This window comes from Microvirga sp. KLBC 81, from assembly GCF_003075415.1.
GTDB lineage: Bacteria > Pseudomonadota > Alphaproteobacteria > Rhizobiales > Beijerinckiaceae > Microvirga.
Genome location: NZ_QDAH01000014.1, coordinates 39,844 through 53,430, shown reverse-complemented (window position 1 = coordinate 53,430; position 13,587 = coordinate 39,844). Strand labels below are relative to the sequence as shown.

Annotated in this window: 15 protein-coding genes and 2 pseudogenes; 7 read left to right on the top strand and 10 right to left on the bottom strand. The window is 59.4% G+C overall.

Annotation, left to right across the window (positions count from 1 at the left end):
* Positions 1-74: 74 nt before the first annotated feature.
* The 6 genes and pseudogenes from DC522_RS11940 to DC522_RS11915 all read left to right on the top strand — a co-directional run.
* Positions 75-1,838, top strand: a complete 1,764-nt coding sequence (locus tag DC522_RS11940) for an iron ABC transporter permease (protein ID WP_116528934.1) — start codon at positions 75-77, stop codon at positions 1,836-1,838.
* Positions 1,831-2,904, top strand: a complete 1,074-nt coding sequence (locus DC522_RS11935; RefSeq protein ID WP_116528933.1) for an ABC transporter ATP-binding protein — start codon at positions 1,831-1,833, stop codon at positions 2,902-2,904. Before DC522_RS11940 ends, DC522_RS11935 begins: the two co-directional genes overlap by 8 nt.
* Positions 2,905-2,968: 64 nt before the next feature.
* Positions 2,969-3,634 (top strand): aspartate/glutamate racemase family protein, encoded by a 666-nt coding sequence (locus DC522_RS11930; RefSeq protein ID WP_116528932.1) that lies wholly within the window; start codon positions 2,969-2,971, stop codon positions 3,632-3,634.
* A gap of 11 nt (positions 3,635-3,645) precedes the next feature.
* Positions 3,646-4,920 carry a 3-oxo-tetronate kinase gene (gene otnK, locus DC522_RS11925; RefSeq protein WP_116528931.1) on the top strand — a complete coding sequence of 425 codons (1,275 nt, stop codon included), beginning with the start codon at positions 3,646-3,648 and terminating at the stop codon, positions 4,918-4,920.
* Positions 4,913-5,548, top strand: a complete 636-nt coding sequence (gene otnC, locus DC522_RS11920; protein ID WP_116528930.1) for a 3-oxo-tetronate 4-phosphate decarboxylase — start codon at positions 4,913-4,915, stop codon at positions 5,546-5,548. Before otnK ends, otnC begins: the two co-directional genes overlap by 8 nt.
* A gap of 190 nt (positions 5,549-5,738) precedes the next feature.
* Positions 5,739-6,427, top strand: a pseudogene (locus tag DC522_RS11915) (IS6 family transposase); the annotation flags it as partial.
* Between the two features lie 122 nt (positions 6,428-6,549).
* On the opposite strand, the gene DC522_RS11910 reads toward DC522_RS11915, so the two are convergent.
* The 6 genes from DC522_RS11910 to DC522_RS11885 form a co-directional block, all read right to left on the bottom strand.
* On the bottom strand, positions 6,550-7,158 hold the full coding sequence (locus DC522_RS11910; RefSeq protein ID WP_116528929.1) for a peptidoglycan-binding protein: 609 nt from the start codon (positions 7,156-7,158) through the stop codon (positions 6,550-6,552).
* A gap of 64 nt (positions 7,159-7,222) precedes the next feature.
* Entirely contained in the window at positions 7,223-7,498 is a 276-nt protein-coding gene (locus tag DC522_RS37210) for an SH3 domain-containing protein (protein ID WP_116528928.1), read from the bottom strand.
* Between the two features lie 12 nt (positions 7,499-7,510).
* Positions 7,511-7,813 carry an SH3 domain-containing protein gene (locus tag DC522_RS37205; protein ID WP_116528927.1) on the bottom strand — a complete coding sequence of 101 codons (303 nt, stop codon included), beginning with the start codon at positions 7,811-7,813 and terminating at the stop codon, positions 7,511-7,513.
* Positions 7,814-7,817: 4 nt separating this feature from the next.
* Positions 7,818-8,315 carry an invasion associated locus B family protein gene (locus DC522_RS11895; protein WP_116528926.1) on the bottom strand — a complete coding sequence of 166 codons (498 nt, stop codon included), beginning with the start codon at positions 8,313-8,315 and terminating at the stop codon, positions 7,818-7,820.
* Between the two features lie 334 nt (positions 8,316-8,649).
* Positions 8,650-8,886 (bottom strand): hypothetical protein, encoded by a 237-nt coding sequence (locus DC522_RS11890; RefSeq protein ID WP_116528925.1) that lies wholly within the window; start codon positions 8,884-8,886, stop codon positions 8,650-8,652.
* Positions 8,887-9,244: 358 nt separating this feature from the next.
* On the bottom strand, positions 9,245-9,529 hold the full coding sequence (locus DC522_RS11885) for a hypothetical protein (protein ID WP_116528924.1): 285 nt from the start codon (positions 9,527-9,529) through the stop codon (positions 9,245-9,247).
* A gap of 455 nt (positions 9,530-9,984) precedes the next feature.
* On the opposite strand from DC522_RS11885, the pseudogene DC522_RS11880 reads away from it, so the two are divergent.
* Positions 9,985-10,254, top strand: a pseudogene (locus DC522_RS11880) (IS6 family transposase); the annotation flags it as partial.
* A gap of 8 nt (positions 10,255-10,262) precedes the next feature.
* Here DC522_RS11880 and DC522_RS11875 read toward each other — a convergent pair.
* From DC522_RS11875 to DC522_RS11860, 4 genes are read right to left on the bottom strand one after another with little or no spacing between them, the layout of a single operon-like run.
* Positions 10,263-11,084 (bottom strand): alpha/beta hydrolase, encoded by an 822-nt coding sequence (locus DC522_RS11875; RefSeq protein WP_116528923.1) that lies wholly within the window; start codon positions 11,082-11,084, stop codon positions 10,263-10,265.
* Positions 11,085-11,100: 16 nt separating this feature from the next.
* Positions 11,101-11,799: an ABC transporter ATP-binding protein gene (locus tag DC522_RS11870; protein WP_116528922.1), complete on the bottom strand. Its 699-nt coding sequence runs from the start codon at positions 11,797-11,799 to the stop codon at positions 11,101-11,103.
* Positions 11,799-12,554 carry an ABC transporter ATP-binding protein gene (locus DC522_RS11865; RefSeq protein ID WP_116528921.1) on the bottom strand — a complete coding sequence of 252 codons (756 nt, stop codon included), beginning with the start codon at positions 12,552-12,554 and terminating at the stop codon, positions 11,799-11,801. Before DC522_RS11865 ends, DC522_RS11870 begins: the two co-directional genes overlap by 1 nt.
* Positions 12,547-13,578 carry a branched-chain amino acid ABC transporter permease gene (locus DC522_RS11860; protein WP_116528920.1) on the bottom strand — a complete coding sequence of 344 codons (1,032 nt, stop codon included), beginning with the start codon at positions 13,576-13,578 and terminating at the stop codon, positions 12,547-12,549. Before DC522_RS11860 ends, DC522_RS11865 begins: the two co-directional genes overlap by 8 nt.
* Positions 13,579-13,587: the final 9 nt, after the last annotated feature.

The window sequence follows — 13,587 nt, the reverse complement described above, 5'->3', positions numbered from 1 at the left end:
CAGCTTCGTCACAGGCGGCTCTCCCATTGGGAGCCGCCCATGTTCCTCTCTTTTTGTGTGATCGGAGGTAACTGATGGCTGTTGATCTCAACACTGCAGGCCCCGCCGTGAACGGTATCTGGCCGAATACCACAGCTGACGTGCAGCCACGCACAGTCCCCAGAAACGATGCCCGCATCTACCGGATCGTTGTTATCGGATTGTTGGCGTTGGCGATCCTGACGCCCGTTGGTCTTATTGTTTATCAGAGTTTTCTCAACGGAGCGTTCTTCAACGCCTCCTCAAGCCTCAGCCTGGAGTCCTACCAGTACATTCTGACCGACCCATCCTTCTATGACGCTTTATGGACAACGACGCTCCTGGCGTTTGGGATGGTCATTGTTGCGGTCCCGCTTGGAGGCGGCTTGGCTTTCCTGCTGACGCGGACGGATATCAAGGGAAAGCGCCTTCTGGAAATCCTGGTCCTCGTTCCGATGTTCATCTCGTCGGTCGTGCTGGCCTTCGGCTATACGGTTTCGGTCGGACCGTCAGGCTTCATCTCGCTGTTGCTGCGCGACACCCTCGGCTTCGTCCCGTGGAATCTTTATTCCATCACCGGCATCATCATCATCGCCGGCCTGAGCCACGTGCCGAACGTCTATCTCTACATCTCGGCGGCAATGCGCAATCTTCCGTCCGATCTGGAGGAGGCTGCACGCACCACAGGTGCAGGCATCTGGAGGGTTTCGCTCGATGTCACCCTGCCGATGGTTCTGCCCGCCATCATCTTCTCGGCTGCTTTGAACCTGCTGCTAGGCTTCGAAATGTTCGGTATTCCGCTCGTGCTCGGAGACCCGAATGGCATCATGGTGCTGACGACCTACACCTACAAGCTGACAACCCTCTTCGGTGTTCCGACCTGTCAGCTCATGGCCGCCGTCGCCATGGTGCTGATCCTGATCACTTTGCCATTGGTGTACTTCCAGCGCCGTCTTCTGCGCAACAGCCGCCGCTATGCGGCTTTGGGCGGGAAGGGCGCACGGGTAACTCCTCTGAAGCTCGGACGCAAGGGCCAGATCATTGCCCTGAGCCTGATCGGCCTATGGCTGTTCGTGTCCGTCGTGTTGCCGATTGCGGGTATCGTGCTGCGTGCCTTCGTCAACGCATGGGGTGAGGGAGTCGACCTCTTCGACCAACTCACGCTCGCAAACTTCCATCGTCTCACAGAAGTCCCGAGCCTCGTTCGCGGCATCATCAATACGATTCTGCTCTCTGCTATCGGTGGTGCTCTTGCCGTCGGCATCTATCTGCTGATCGGACTGGCCGGGCACCGCAACAGGGGCATGTCGAACACCGTGCTCGACTATCTCGTTCTCCTGCCGCGTGCGCTGCCGGGTCTCGTCATCGGCCTCGCATTCTTCTGGGTCTTCCTGTTCATCCCATTCCTGACACCGCTGCGGCCAACTCTGGTGAGCCTCTTCGTCGCCTATGTGATCGTGGGTCTTTCCTATGGCTTGCGTCTCCTGCAGGGAACGCTGCTCCAGGTGAGCCCAGAGCTTGAGGAGGCGGCCCGAACCACGGGCGCCAGCGTCGGACGGACCTGGCGCGATGTCGTGATCCCGATCGTGCGTCCGGGTCTCCCTGGTGCGTGGGCCCTGATCATGATCATCTTTCTCAGAGAATACGCAACGGGCGTGTACCTCATGAGCGCCGGGACCGAGGTCATCGGGTCGCTCATGGTGTCTCTCCTTCAGACGGGTGCGATGGACATGATCGCCGCCCTCGCCTTCATCAGCATCATTCTCACCGCCGTCGGCCTCACATTGGCCCTGCGCCTTGGAGTACGCATCCATGACTGAGCTGACCGTCACCAACGTCGAGAAGTGGCTGGGTAACGTCCACATTCTGAAGGGCGCGTCCTTTACGGCCGAACGCGGCTCGATCGTCGCCCTGCTGGGGGCATCCGGTAGCGGAAAGACCACCCTGTTGCGCTGCATCGCCGGCCTGGAGCAGCCGGAAATCGGCTATATCAGGATCGGCGATAAAACTGCCCTGGACAGCCAGAAGGGCATCGCCTTGCCGCCCGAGCAGCGCAACATTGGTCTCGTGTTCCAGTCCTATGCGCTCTGGCCGCACCGCACCGTAAAGGAGAATGTCGGCTATGGTCTGAAACTCCGCGGCGTCGACAGCACCGAGATGGGACGACGTATCCAGATGATCCTGGACCGCATGGGCCTTGGTCATCTTGCAGATCGCTATCCATCTCAGCTGTCGGGCGGTCAGCAGCAGCGTGTGGCGATTTGCCGGGCGCTCGTCTATGAGCCGCGCGTGCTTCTGCTTGACGAACCTCTCTCAAACCTGGACGCAAAGCTGCGGGAAGAAGCCCGCTACTGGATCAGGAAGCTGATCCTCGACCTGGAGATCTGCGCGATTCTGGTGACTCACGACCAGACGGAGGCTTTAGCTGCTGCGGATAACATTCTCCTGCTCAAAGATGGTCGGATCGTTCAGGAGGGCTCGCCGCGCGACATCTACTCGAACCCGAAGAGCTTCTACGCGGCCGACTTCCTGGGGGCCAACAATATCGCTCGTGGCAAGCTCGGTGCGCTGAACGGGGGCCAAGCGACCGTCACGGGCGCCGGATGGGCGCTCGATGGTGTTGTGAAGGACAGCAACGGCCTCGTACCCCAAGGAGATGCTCAGGTTGTGATCCGTGTTGAGCAGATTTCGGTATCGGATACTCCTGGTCCTAATCGACTGCAGATGCAGCTCGACGATAGCCTGTTTTTGGGTGACCGCTGGGAGTATCGCATCCGTAAAGGCGATTTCGCAGTGAAGGCACATGGTACGAAAGCTCTGCCGCCCGGAGAAGTCTGGTGCGAGTTCCCGCGCGAGAGCGTCTGGGTCTTCCCAGCTGTATCCTAAGCATCAATCAGCGGCCATGATCGTGACCGATCATGGCCGTTTCCAACCTTTATGAGTTGCAGGCATGTCCCGTCCCAGGATTGCTCTTATTCACGCGACCCCTGTCGCCATTGAACCTATCAAAGAGGCTCTTGCGGCCACTTGGCCCGAGGCTGAGCCTATCAATATCCTTGAAGACAGCCTGTCGCCGGATCTCGCCGCCGCAGGCGAACTGACGGAATGCTTGACCGAGCGCATCGTCGACTTGGCTTTTTACGCCCAGAAGATTGGCTCAGACGGTATTCTCTACACTTGCTCCTCGTTCGGACCTGCTATCGAAAAGGCTGCGGGTCTCATGGACGTTCCCGTGCTCAAGCCCAACGAGGCAATGTTCGAGGCTGCCATCCGCCGCGGCGGTAGAACCGCCATGATTGCGACCTTCAAGCCTGCTCAAGCCAGCATGGAGGCCGAATTCAAAGAGGAAGCGCAGCGACTTTCGCCAGAAGCAACCATCGAGACCTTTGTGGTTGAGCCTGCCATGACTGCGCTGCGGGCAGGGGATGCCGAAACGCATAACAGGCTCGTGGCTGAGAAGGCTCGCGAATTGTCTGAGTATGACGCCATCGTTCTCGCCCATTTCTCGACTGCGCGCGCCGCGACTGCAGTCAGATCCGCAACGAACATCCCGGTTCTCACCAGTCCGGATGCAGCTGTCGCGAAGTTGAAGCGCCTTGTTGCGTCTGGACATTGAAAGTCAACCTTATGCTTCTTGGCGTAATTGCAGATGACTTCACCGGCGCGAGCGACATCGCGAACACCATTGCAAAGGGTTTGCCGGGGCAGGGCGGGTTACGGACGGCGCAGTTCCTCGGTGTCCCCACTGCCCCTGCGCCAGAGAATATCGAGTGTGGTGTGGTGGCCCTTAAGAGCCGTTCAATCCCGGCTCGAGAGGCCGTCGAGCAGTCTCTGGCGGCGTTGCAATGGCTGCTGCAGCAGGAATGCCGTCAGATCATCTTCAAATACTGCTCCACATTCGACTCGATGGCGGAAGGCAACATTGGTCCTGTCGGTGAAGCGTTGGCCGCGCGCCTGGGCGTCAAGGGTGTCGTCGCCTGTCCGGCCTTCCCGACGGTGGGCCGGACCGTCTACCAGGGCCATTTGTTCGTCTTTGACCGGCTTCTGAACGAGTCGGGACTGCAGAACCATCCGCTCAACCCGATGACCGATCCCGACATCAGGCGCTGGCTCGCCCGCCAGTCCGCGGCACCTGTTGGGCACGTGCCATGGACAATTGTGCGCCAGGGAACGGCCGCCATCGGTGAAGCTCTCAATCGCGCGGCCAACCAAGGCGAGATGCTGGTCATCGCGGATGCCATCACCGACGATGATCTTGTGACGATCGGCGCGGCCTGCCGGCACGCTCCTCTCATCACGGGTGGTTCCGGTATAGCCATTGGCTTGCCTGCCAACTTTATTGCGGAGGGACTGGCCTCGGGACAGAGACCTGAATCTCCCGTCGTCGCCGGGCCCGAAGCCATTCTGGCGGGAAGCTGCTCGGGTGCGACTCGAAGCCAGATCCAAAAGCATGCAGAGAGCCATCCCGTTCTTGCCATCAGCGTCGACGATGTGATGACGGGCAAGACGACACCTTCAGACTTGGTTGCATTCCTGCGGGAGCATGAGGGCAGGGCGCCTCTCGCATATTCGTCCGGTGATCCGGAACAAGTTGCGAAGACTCAGGCGAAGTACGGCAGGGAGCAGGTTGCAGCGGTACTGGATTCCCTGTTCGCCAGTACCGCACAGGCCCTAATCGCAAGCGGGGTCCGTCGTCTGGTTGTCGCTGGCGGCGAAACGTCAGGAGCGATTATCTCGGCATTGAATCTTGGAGCCCTGAGCATCGGGCCGGAGATTGACCCCGGCGTGCCGGTGTTGGTGTCTAGCGGCGATCAACCCGTCGCTCTGGCACTCAAGTCCGGCAATTTCGGAGCCCCGGACTTTTTCAAGGCATTGCGTAAATTGGAAGGAACCGATGTCTGAGTCCAAGCTCCGCGAACAGCTTGTACGCTTCTCGAAATCGCTCTTCGACAGAGGCTTTTCGGTCGGTTCTGCTGGTAACATCAGTGTCGCCCTTGAGGATGGTTGGCTGATCACACCCACGTACTCCTGTCTCGGCTTTCTCGATCCGGAGCGGATCTCCAAGGTCGACAGGGACTGGCGTCATGTCTCCGGAGATGCGCCATCGAAAGAGGTGTTCCTGCACCGGGCCTTCTATGAGAGCCGGTCGGGAATCGGCGCAGTTGTTCATCTCCATTCGACCTATGCGACGGCACTATCCTGCCTGTCGGATGTGAACGAAGATAATTGTATCCCGCCTCTCACTCCATATGTTGTCATGCGGGTGGGGCAGGTGAAATTGGTGCCATACGTTCGACCGGGCGATCCGGCCTCAGGGGATTTGATCCGAGAGCTTGCAGGGCGCTACGCCGCCGTGCTTCTTGCCAACCATGGTCCCATCGTGACGGGGAGCGACTTGGCGTCTGCAGTCTATGCTTCCGAGGAACTCGAGGAAACGGCCAAGCTGCTTGTCACCCTGCGTTCGCTCCCGTGCCGCATGCTGACGCCGGACCAAGTCGAAGAGCTTCGCCGAGTCTTCGGCGGGTACTGAATTAAGAGCATTGGTGAGCATGGATCAAGAGACGCACGCATTACTGGCTCCAACGGGGAGCCTACGAGTCGCAATTGCTGCCGGCAGTGCGATTTCTGCTGTCTGGACAACTCGGGATGCAGCGGCCGAGGCACCGATGCGTTAACCTTGGCAGTTGAGAAGGAAGGCTGCAATCTGAGGAGCCGCTCCGTTGTCTCTGTTCGAGCGCCGACGCTTTCCGGTTGAGATCATCCTGCTGTGTGTTCGCTGGTACTGCAAGTACGCCATCAGCTGCCGTGATCTGGCCGAGATGATGCAGGAGCGTGGCGTCGCCGTCAATCCATCTACGATTTTTCGCTGGGGCCAGCGCTATGCTCCGGAGATGGAGAAGAGGGTGCGCCAATACCAGGGACATCGGTCTGGTTCATGGCGCGTGGACGAAACTTATGTTCGGGTGGGCGGAAAATGGAAGGACCTGTTCCGCGCAGTCGACAAGTACGGTCATCTCATTGATTTTATGCTGTCTGATCGCCGGAACACTCGAGCGGCTTATCGCTTCCTACGCAAAGCCACGAGGATGATGAGCGACTATCCGCCGTCCTCGATCACGACTGCCAAACTGGCTTCTTATCCGAAGGCAATCCGGCGCCTGCAGAGGGAAGGCCACTTGCCGCAACACATCGAACACCGGAAATCGAAGTATTTGAATAACATCATCGAGGCAGATCATGGCGCGCTCAAGCGTGTGATCCAGCCGACGCGTGGCTTCCAGAGGATGAAAACAGCGGACGCAACCCTGAGGGTGTCGAGGTTATGCGCATGATCCGTCGCAGTCACTGCATCCTCCGGGCTACGGGAGCGACAGGCGAAGCCCATCTGGTCAACCAGCTGTTCGGTCTCGCTGCCCGAGCGGCCCATGCAGTTGGGCTCAATGTGCCCGATCCGAGTTACTGCAAGACAGCCCGACGCAAAATGGCGCTGAAAAATGCCTATACTTCGAGTTTGCGACAGAACCGAGCGACTTACTCCAGTGTCGCAGTCTTGTCCGGAGCGGTGAGCTGACTCAGCGTCGACGGATCCAGCTCGCTGATCACTCTCAGCCCATGATCGTGCTGATAATCCTCGATGGCCTGACGTGTGCTCGGCCCGACAATTCCGTCTACCACAAGAGGACCGTAGCCGAGTTTCATCAGGGCACTCTGCGCCGCGACAATGCTAGCATGATCAGGCTCCACTCCATGGGCGGTTGGTGAGGCTGCTCCACCTCCCGCAGACTGAGTCTGACTTGAACGATCCCGCACTGCTTCCCGCTCCGCCTGAACGCGGGCAAGTTCTGCCTGGGCTTGGTCTCGCGCCTGCTTCAGGCTTTTCTGCTCTTGGCGCAGAGCAGCAATCTCTGATCGGAGCTTCTCGATATTGGCGACGGCAGCTTTCATCTGAGCGCGCTCGTCAAGCAACTCCATTTGCCTCTGATGCAAGCTGGAGGCCTGACCACGCAGATGCTCCTCGAACTCGGCGGCCGATTGCCTCGAGGCGAACAGCAGCCCCCAACCGGAAACGGCGGCGAGAGCCAGTGTGATGGGAAGCGCAAGGTGGTTTAGTGATCTTGCGTGCGGATGTCTGGGCATCATCTGTACCTCTCAGGATATTCAGAGGATCAAGGCTGCCCCTGATCCTCTTGTTTGGCGAAGATGGTCAGAAGAAGTCGCGCCACTTCTCAAGTGAGGTCCTCACGTGGGTTTTATCGGCGGTCGTCGTCTGACGCTCCTCAGATTCTCGAACGAGCGGGCCCAATGGTTTCGTCCGGATAGCCCCCCAGAGCTTCACCTGCCGGACATAGCCGCTGAGATCATGCTCCGGGACTCCCACTGCGCACCAGGTGCGATCGCACCGGCCAAGGCGAACAGGAACTCGCGGTTCGAGCCTTGCGACAACAGCGGCTCTCTCGTTTGGGCGTGCCCGCAAGTTGATAGTGGACTTGCTTCAGGGACTGATGAGGGCCGTCCTCCGTGTGGAAAGCAGGGCACCATGGATCGAACCGTCGGAAACATCGCTGCCCCTGACCCGGCGCCAGTTCCCGAATCGGGCGATGATCTCAACCGGGAGTCCCTGCCGTTGGTAAATCCACCGGATGGGATATTGTGTACCGGGTCCGGCACGCACGTTCGTAACTGGCCTCTTCAGCGATGCAAAGCGCGGGAGGGATGAGGAGGCGAGAGCCTGCTGAACAAAGATCGTGAGGAGCGCCACGATCGTGGGAGCAGGACGAAGAATACGAACCTTCATCGGCTCACCGGCAGGTCCGGCGTGCCTTGCGTATGGCCGCGCTAAAGCCCTTGAGTGAGAAGGTATAGATTGTCTTGTTCCCCCTTCGCGAGACAGCCTCAACGGTCAGCGTCCGGCCTTTTGAAAGCGCCTGTGCGAACTCCTTCTCGCGCTCCGTTTTTCGCAGCCAGGCATAGTGGCCCCGCGGAATCATTGTGAAGCGCTTGCTACCGACAGCGACTTGGATCGCATACGGCGCAAAGTCATAGCCTGTCTGAAGGCTCGCCTCGGTCCGGGTTTTTCCGCTGTTGAGACGGCGGACGGAGAGGCCGACCCTGCCATGATCGAGAGCCTCGGGCTTCTTCGACAGGGCATCCGAGTAGACGTAGCATGCCTTTGAGTTGTTCTCGTTGAAGGTCCAGGCGGTCCATTTGCCATAAGAGCCTAGGAGCCGTGGTGTCTGCGCTGCAGCGCAGGTGCTGGAGAGAGCAGCGAATGCAACGGCAATGCCTGTCAATTTCATCTACGGAATACTCGCTAGTGAGGTGGAATGCCCTGCAAGCTTTCAGCTGGATGTTGCTCAAAGGTTAAAAAACATCGGAGGCTTCCGATCGAGCCGATGTGCGCGTTGGTTTTCCGAGAGGACACAACGGATGCGTGCGGGTTCAAAAAAATGTGAGCGGGAGTGAGCTTGTCCAGATTGTCGGCGAGCTAGCTGGTTTCAGAGAAAGTGACGCAGGTGCGGGCACCTGACTCGTTAGGTTCCATGGAGATGATACGACTGGTCACGTATCTGGGCCTGCGCTTCCAAGCGAATATCCGACGAGAGGTTAGTTGTCTCCTTGGGGCAAGTCGGGTCACCTGCCAGAGGAAAACACGATAAGAGCGACAACTCGACCTCTCTCATGTGTGATCATGAAGTCGCAGCCTCTCCAATTCAAGACATTGCCGAAGACCTGAGGCGAGCAGACAATGCGTTGGATCACAGCGTAAACAGCACTCTTGGCAGCCTCGTCATCAGAAAACTCGTTACCCTCACAATCATGGACGAAACCATGCTCGTCCCTGAGATGAAAATAGTAGCGTTCCACCATGAGCCTGCTCCTGACCCCCAGAGGCAACAAGCGTGGGAAGCTCGAAGGTCCCATCACGGGCGACTGTCCAACCGTGCTTGAATACGACACTCGGTACATTGGCGAGCAGGCCGGCTTCGGAAATCACCGGGATTGCACGATCCTCAATTCTCGCCGGAAATAGAAACAGCGATGATACAGCCGCCGCATCCATTGATGCTCATCCTAATACTGGAGAGCTGAAAGGTCTCAGCCACGGAAATGGCTGCGCCATTTATAGGCTACGGAGGGGCATTCCGTTTCCGCTTGCAGACAGGATTCTTAGATCCCGCCAAGACTCTGAGGGCAGCTCATGGTGGTTCACCGCCATGTCGGGGGTTCAGGTAGCAATGAGACTATCGGTGGAGTCGTTGGAGAATACCTCGGATTGGAAACTCTCTTCCCGCAGGGCACCGGCTCTCCACTGCGCCTCAAGTTTTCGGACCTGAGCGAGCGCAACTTGCACCTCGCGCAAATCAGAGTTGGGCGCTGCATCAAACTCATAGCGGCATCGTCTGCAGACGAGACCAGCCCCGAACTGAAGCTTGCGAAGCCGCACCTTGAACGTCTGTCGACAATGCGGACAAGAGATGTCGATCCGCCTGCTCCAGAAATCGTCTGGCACTCAGTCCTCCCGCTGTCCTCAAGCTCATATCGGGCACTTCGCCGGAGCTTGGCCGTTATAAGCGGCAAGCCTATCCTGCCCTGCTGCCACGTCAAGCTACTCGCACACCTGGAACGTCTCGCTCGCGAAGGGTTCGGCAAACCACGATGTGACGGGCTCCATGATCTCACCGTCTGATCGGACATCTAGGCTGACCGAGTGAACGCTACTGCAAAGTCTGTCCACTAACGTACAAAACATAATTCTCCGCCGACGGTGTCCTCGTGTCCTTACCAGCGCATCCGGCGCTCGTCAGGAGGCACAAGCTGTCGATAATGGTCTGAAAACTCAGCATGACAGCTCAATCCTTCTTCAGGCGGAACGCATCGGAAAAGTAGCCAGTTTATCGGGAATCGTCGCAAACTCTCCGGTAACTCAGTTCGGTCTACGCCTCCGGTCAGTTCCGAAGACGCACGATGTTCAAAGGCCGTCATTTCGATCGCTCGGTGATCCTGCTTTGCGTGAGGTGGTATCTGGCCTACGGCCTCAGCCTTCGTGATCTCGAGGAGATGATGGCTGAACGAGGCATCTCCGTCGATCACGCTACTATCCATCTCTGGACCATTCATTACGCACCGCTGCTGGAGCAGTTCAACCGGCGCAAGCGCCCAGTCAGCAGAAAATGGCATGTCGATGAGACATGTATCAAAGTCCGCGGGCGCTGGATGTACTTGTATCGCGCCATCGGCTGCAACTATGCCTCCGCTGCCAAGTCGGCTAGAAGATCGACGAGTGGATCGGCGGGGCTCGCGAGTCCCGCGATCACGTCAAAGTGATGAGCTTCCGGCACCTCGTGGTAACGCGTTGCGATCCCGGCTTTGCCCCATCGCTCGACAATCATTCGGGACTGGCGCAGGAACTCGCTGCTCTCGGCCCCGCCGACAACGGCGGTGAGGCGGCCACTGGCAGGAGGCGGCCAGTCGAGAGGGCTTAGGCTTCGCGCCTCCTCGATCGTCAAGCCAAGCGCCTTGTTGATTGAGGTCGGGACGAGGGGGACAAGATCGAATAGACCGGAGATCGGCATCGCAGCCCTGATCGGTCGTGGCAAAGTGGCAGGTCGCGCCATGAGGCATGCCGCCAGATGGCCGCCCGCCGAATGACCCACGGCGACCAGTGGGCGGCCGGTGTGCAGCATGACAAAGCTCGCCGCCGCCTCGATCACGGTGATGATGTCGGCGAGCAACAATGCGGGAGCCAGGTCATAGCTCGGCACAGCAACCGTGAACCCACGCTCATTGGCACCACGCGCCAGATGGCTGAAGGACGACTTCTCGAAGGCCTGCCAGTAGCCGCCATGGATGAACAGGACGATCGGGCCGCCAGCATCGGCGTTTTGGGGATGAAACAGATCGAGCCGGTGGCGCTCGCCCGGTCCGTAGGCGAGGTCGAGCTCGCAGCGGGCGGTTGCGCGATAGGCTGCGGCATCCCGCTGCCAGCCGGCGAAGTGAACGGCATGGTCCGGCACGCGGGCCCGGTTGTTGTATTCGGCTTCGAGATCGAGTTCGCCGCTTGCCATGGATCCGTTGCTCCGCTCAAATGTGGAGATATCGGTCTTTGAGGCTCTTGTCCGCCACCAGTTCGGCGCTCGTGCCGGTCCATACCGAGCGGCCCTTCTCGATGATCACGTGCCGGTCGGCTAAAGCTGCAAGCGCATCCACGTTCTTGTCGATCACCAGGATCGACTGGTGCTCACTTCGAAGGCTCTTGAGGCAGGCCCAGATCTCCACGCGGATCAGAGGCGCCAGTCCCTCCGTCGCTTCGTCGAGGATGAGAAGCTTCGGATTGGTCATGAGCGCACGGCCGATGGCCAACATCTGCTGCTCGCCGCCGGAGAGCTGTGTGCCGAGATTGCCGCGGCGCTCCTTCAGGCGTGGGAAGAGATCGTAGACTCCATCTAGGGTCCAGCGCCGCGAGCCGGTGCGGGACGATGCCGTGGCGACAAGGTTCTCTTCCACCGTCAGGGTCGGAAAGACCTGTCGCCCCTCAGGCACGAGGCCGATGCCGGTCTGGGCGATCCGGTAGGGCGGCAATCCGCTCACGCGGACTCCCTCGAAACGCACCTCGCCGCCGTGAGGGCGAAGCAGACCCATAATGGAGCGCACGGTGGTGGTTTTGCCCATGCCGTTGCGACCGAGCAGCGTCACCACTTCACCTGCTCCAATATCAAGGGAAATGTCGAAGAGCACTTGGGCAGCCCCGTAGGAAGCCTGGAGATGTCGCACGGAGAGCATCAGACGACCTCCTCCTCACCGAGATAGGCGGCGCGCACCTCCGCATGGGCTCTGACTCGCTCCGGCGTGCCGGTGGCGATCAGACGGCCATACACGAGGACGCTCACGCGATCCGCCAGAGAGAAGACCGCATCCATGTCATGCTCGATGAGAACGATCGTGGTGTAGCTCTTCAATCGCCGCAGGGTCTCTACCACGCGCTGGGATTCCTCATGCCCGGTGCCGGCGAGTGGCTCGTCGAGAAGAAGGAGCTTCGGTTCCGTTGCTAGGGCGATCGCGAGTTCGAGCTGGCGCTTCTCGCCATGGGACAGAAGACCCGCAATGATCTGCGCCCGGGCTCCGAGGCCGACCAGGTTCAGGCAATTCATGGCAGGCTCGTTTAGTGCTTTCTCCCGCGCCGCATGGCCAAAGAACCGGAAGCTCGAGCCGGAGCGTGCCTGGACGGCGAGAGCCACGTTCTCGAGTGTCGAAAAGCCCGGCAGGATGGACGTGATCTGGAATGAGCGGGCGAGCCCTCGCCTCACGCGCTGATACATGGGCAGACGCGTGACATCCTCGCCGTCGAAGATGATCTCACCGGAATCGGAAGGCAAGAGACCGGAAATCTGGTGGATGAGGGTCGTCTTGCCTGCGCCGTTGGGGCCGATAACGGCGTGGAGTTCGCCCGGGTGGACGGACAGGCTCACGTCATCCGTGACAGCGAGAGCACCATAAGCCTTCCGCAGATTGCGGAGTTCAAGCACGGATTTAGTCATGATGGCCTCGCTTGAGGAGTCCCATGATCCCGCCTCGGGCAAACAGCACGATCAGGATGAGCAGAGGGCCGAAGACCATCTTCCAGTTCTCGGCCAGCCGTGAGCGGACGTCATCGTTCAGGAAGAAGCTCACTACATGGAGAATCTCCGGCAGGAACTCCTCAAGGAGCAGGAAGGTGGCTGCGCCGATGACCGCGCCATGCAGGGAACCTAGTCCGCCGAGCACGACCATGAAGATCAGTTCGCCCGATCTCTGCCATGTCATGAAGGCGGGGCTGACGAATTCGGCCTGGTTGGCGAGCAGGAATCCAGCAAGCCCGGCCATCATGCCGCTGAGCACATAGGCGACGAGCTGATAACGGAAGGGTTGGAAGCCGATGGCCTCCATCCGGATCGTGTTTTCTCGTGTGCCGCGCAGGACGCGCCCGAACCGGGAGGCGACGACGGCTCTGGAAAGCCCATAGGTTCCCAGCAGGCAGAGCAGAGTTACCCAATAGAAAGCGACGTCATTCTTCAGGACGCCCCATCCTGCGACAAGGCTGCGCGCGGACAGGGTCATACCATCGTCGCCGCCATAGGCAGCGAGCGAGGTTGCGAGGAAGAACAGCATCTGCCCGAAGGCGAGGGTGATCATGATGAAATAAACACCCTTGGTCCTGAGCGAGATTGCGCCTGTCAGGAACGCAAAGGCAGCGGAGGCTGCAAGGGCGACGGGGATCTGGATGAGCGCATCCTCAATGCCATGGCTCGCCAGGATGCCGACAGCGTAGCCTCCGATGCCGAGAAATGCCGCATGGCCGAAGCTCACGAGAGCGCCGTAGCCGAGAATGAGATCGAGCGATATGGCTGCGATGCCGAAGATCATCACGCGGGTCAGCAGGGAAAGAACATAGCCTTCCGCGCCCGAATAGGCAGCAAGAATAGGCGTCGCCGCGAAAGCAGCGAAGAGGATGATGGGAATGAGCTCAAGCCGCATAGAAGGGGAGGGCACGGGGGTGGACTGCATCTCGGTCAGTTCGGTCATGGATGCGCG

Coding starts and splice junctions, on each gene's coding strand:
- DC522_RS11890 (WP_116528925.1), bottom strand. CDS start 8,886: ATGGTGGAACGCTACTATTTTCATCTCAGGGACGAGCATGGTTTCGTC.
- DC522_RS11860 (WP_116528920.1), bottom strand. CDS start 13,578: ATGACCGAACTGACCGAGATGCAGTCCACCCCCGTGCCCTCCCCTTCT.
- DC522_RS11865 (WP_116528921.1), bottom strand. CDS start 12,554: ATGACTAAATCCGTGCTTGAACTCCGCAATCTGCGGAAGGCTTATGGT.
- DC522_RS11935 (WP_116528933.1), top strand. CDS start 1,831: ATGACTGAGCTGACCGTCACCAACGTCGAGAAGTGGCTGGGTAACGTC.
- otnK (WP_116528931.1), top strand. CDS start 3,646: ATGCTTCTTGGCGTAATTGCAGATGACTTCACCGGCGCGAGCGACATC.
- DC522_RS11875 (WP_116528923.1), bottom strand. CDS start 11,084: ATGGCAAGCGGCGAACTCGATCTCGAAGCCGAATACAACAACCGGGCC.
- DC522_RS11870 (WP_116528922.1), bottom strand. CDS start 11,799: ATGCTCTCCGTGCGACATCTCCAGGCTTCCTACGGGGCTGCCCAAGTG.
- DC522_RS11910 (WP_116528929.1), bottom strand. CDS start 7,158: ATGATGCCCAGACATCCGCACGCAAGATCACTAAACCACCTTGCGCTT.
- DC522_RS11895 (WP_116528926.1), bottom strand. CDS start 8,315: ATGAAATTGACAGGCATTGCCGTTGCATTCGCTGCTCTCTCCAGCACC.
- DC522_RS37205 (WP_116528927.1), bottom strand. CDS start 7,813: ATGAAGGTTCGTATTCTTCGTCCTGCTCCCACGATCGTGGCGCTCCTC.
- DC522_RS11930 (WP_116528932.1), top strand. CDS start 2,969: ATGTCCCGTCCCAGGATTGCTCTTATTCACGCGACCCCTGTCGCCATT.
- otnC (WP_116528930.1), top strand. CDS start 4,913: ATGTCTGAGTCCAAGCTCCGCGAACAGCTTGTACGCTTCTCGAAATCG.
- DC522_RS11940 (WP_116528934.1), top strand. CDS start 75: ATGGCTGTTGATCTCAACACTGCAGGCCCCGCCGTGAACGGTATCTGG.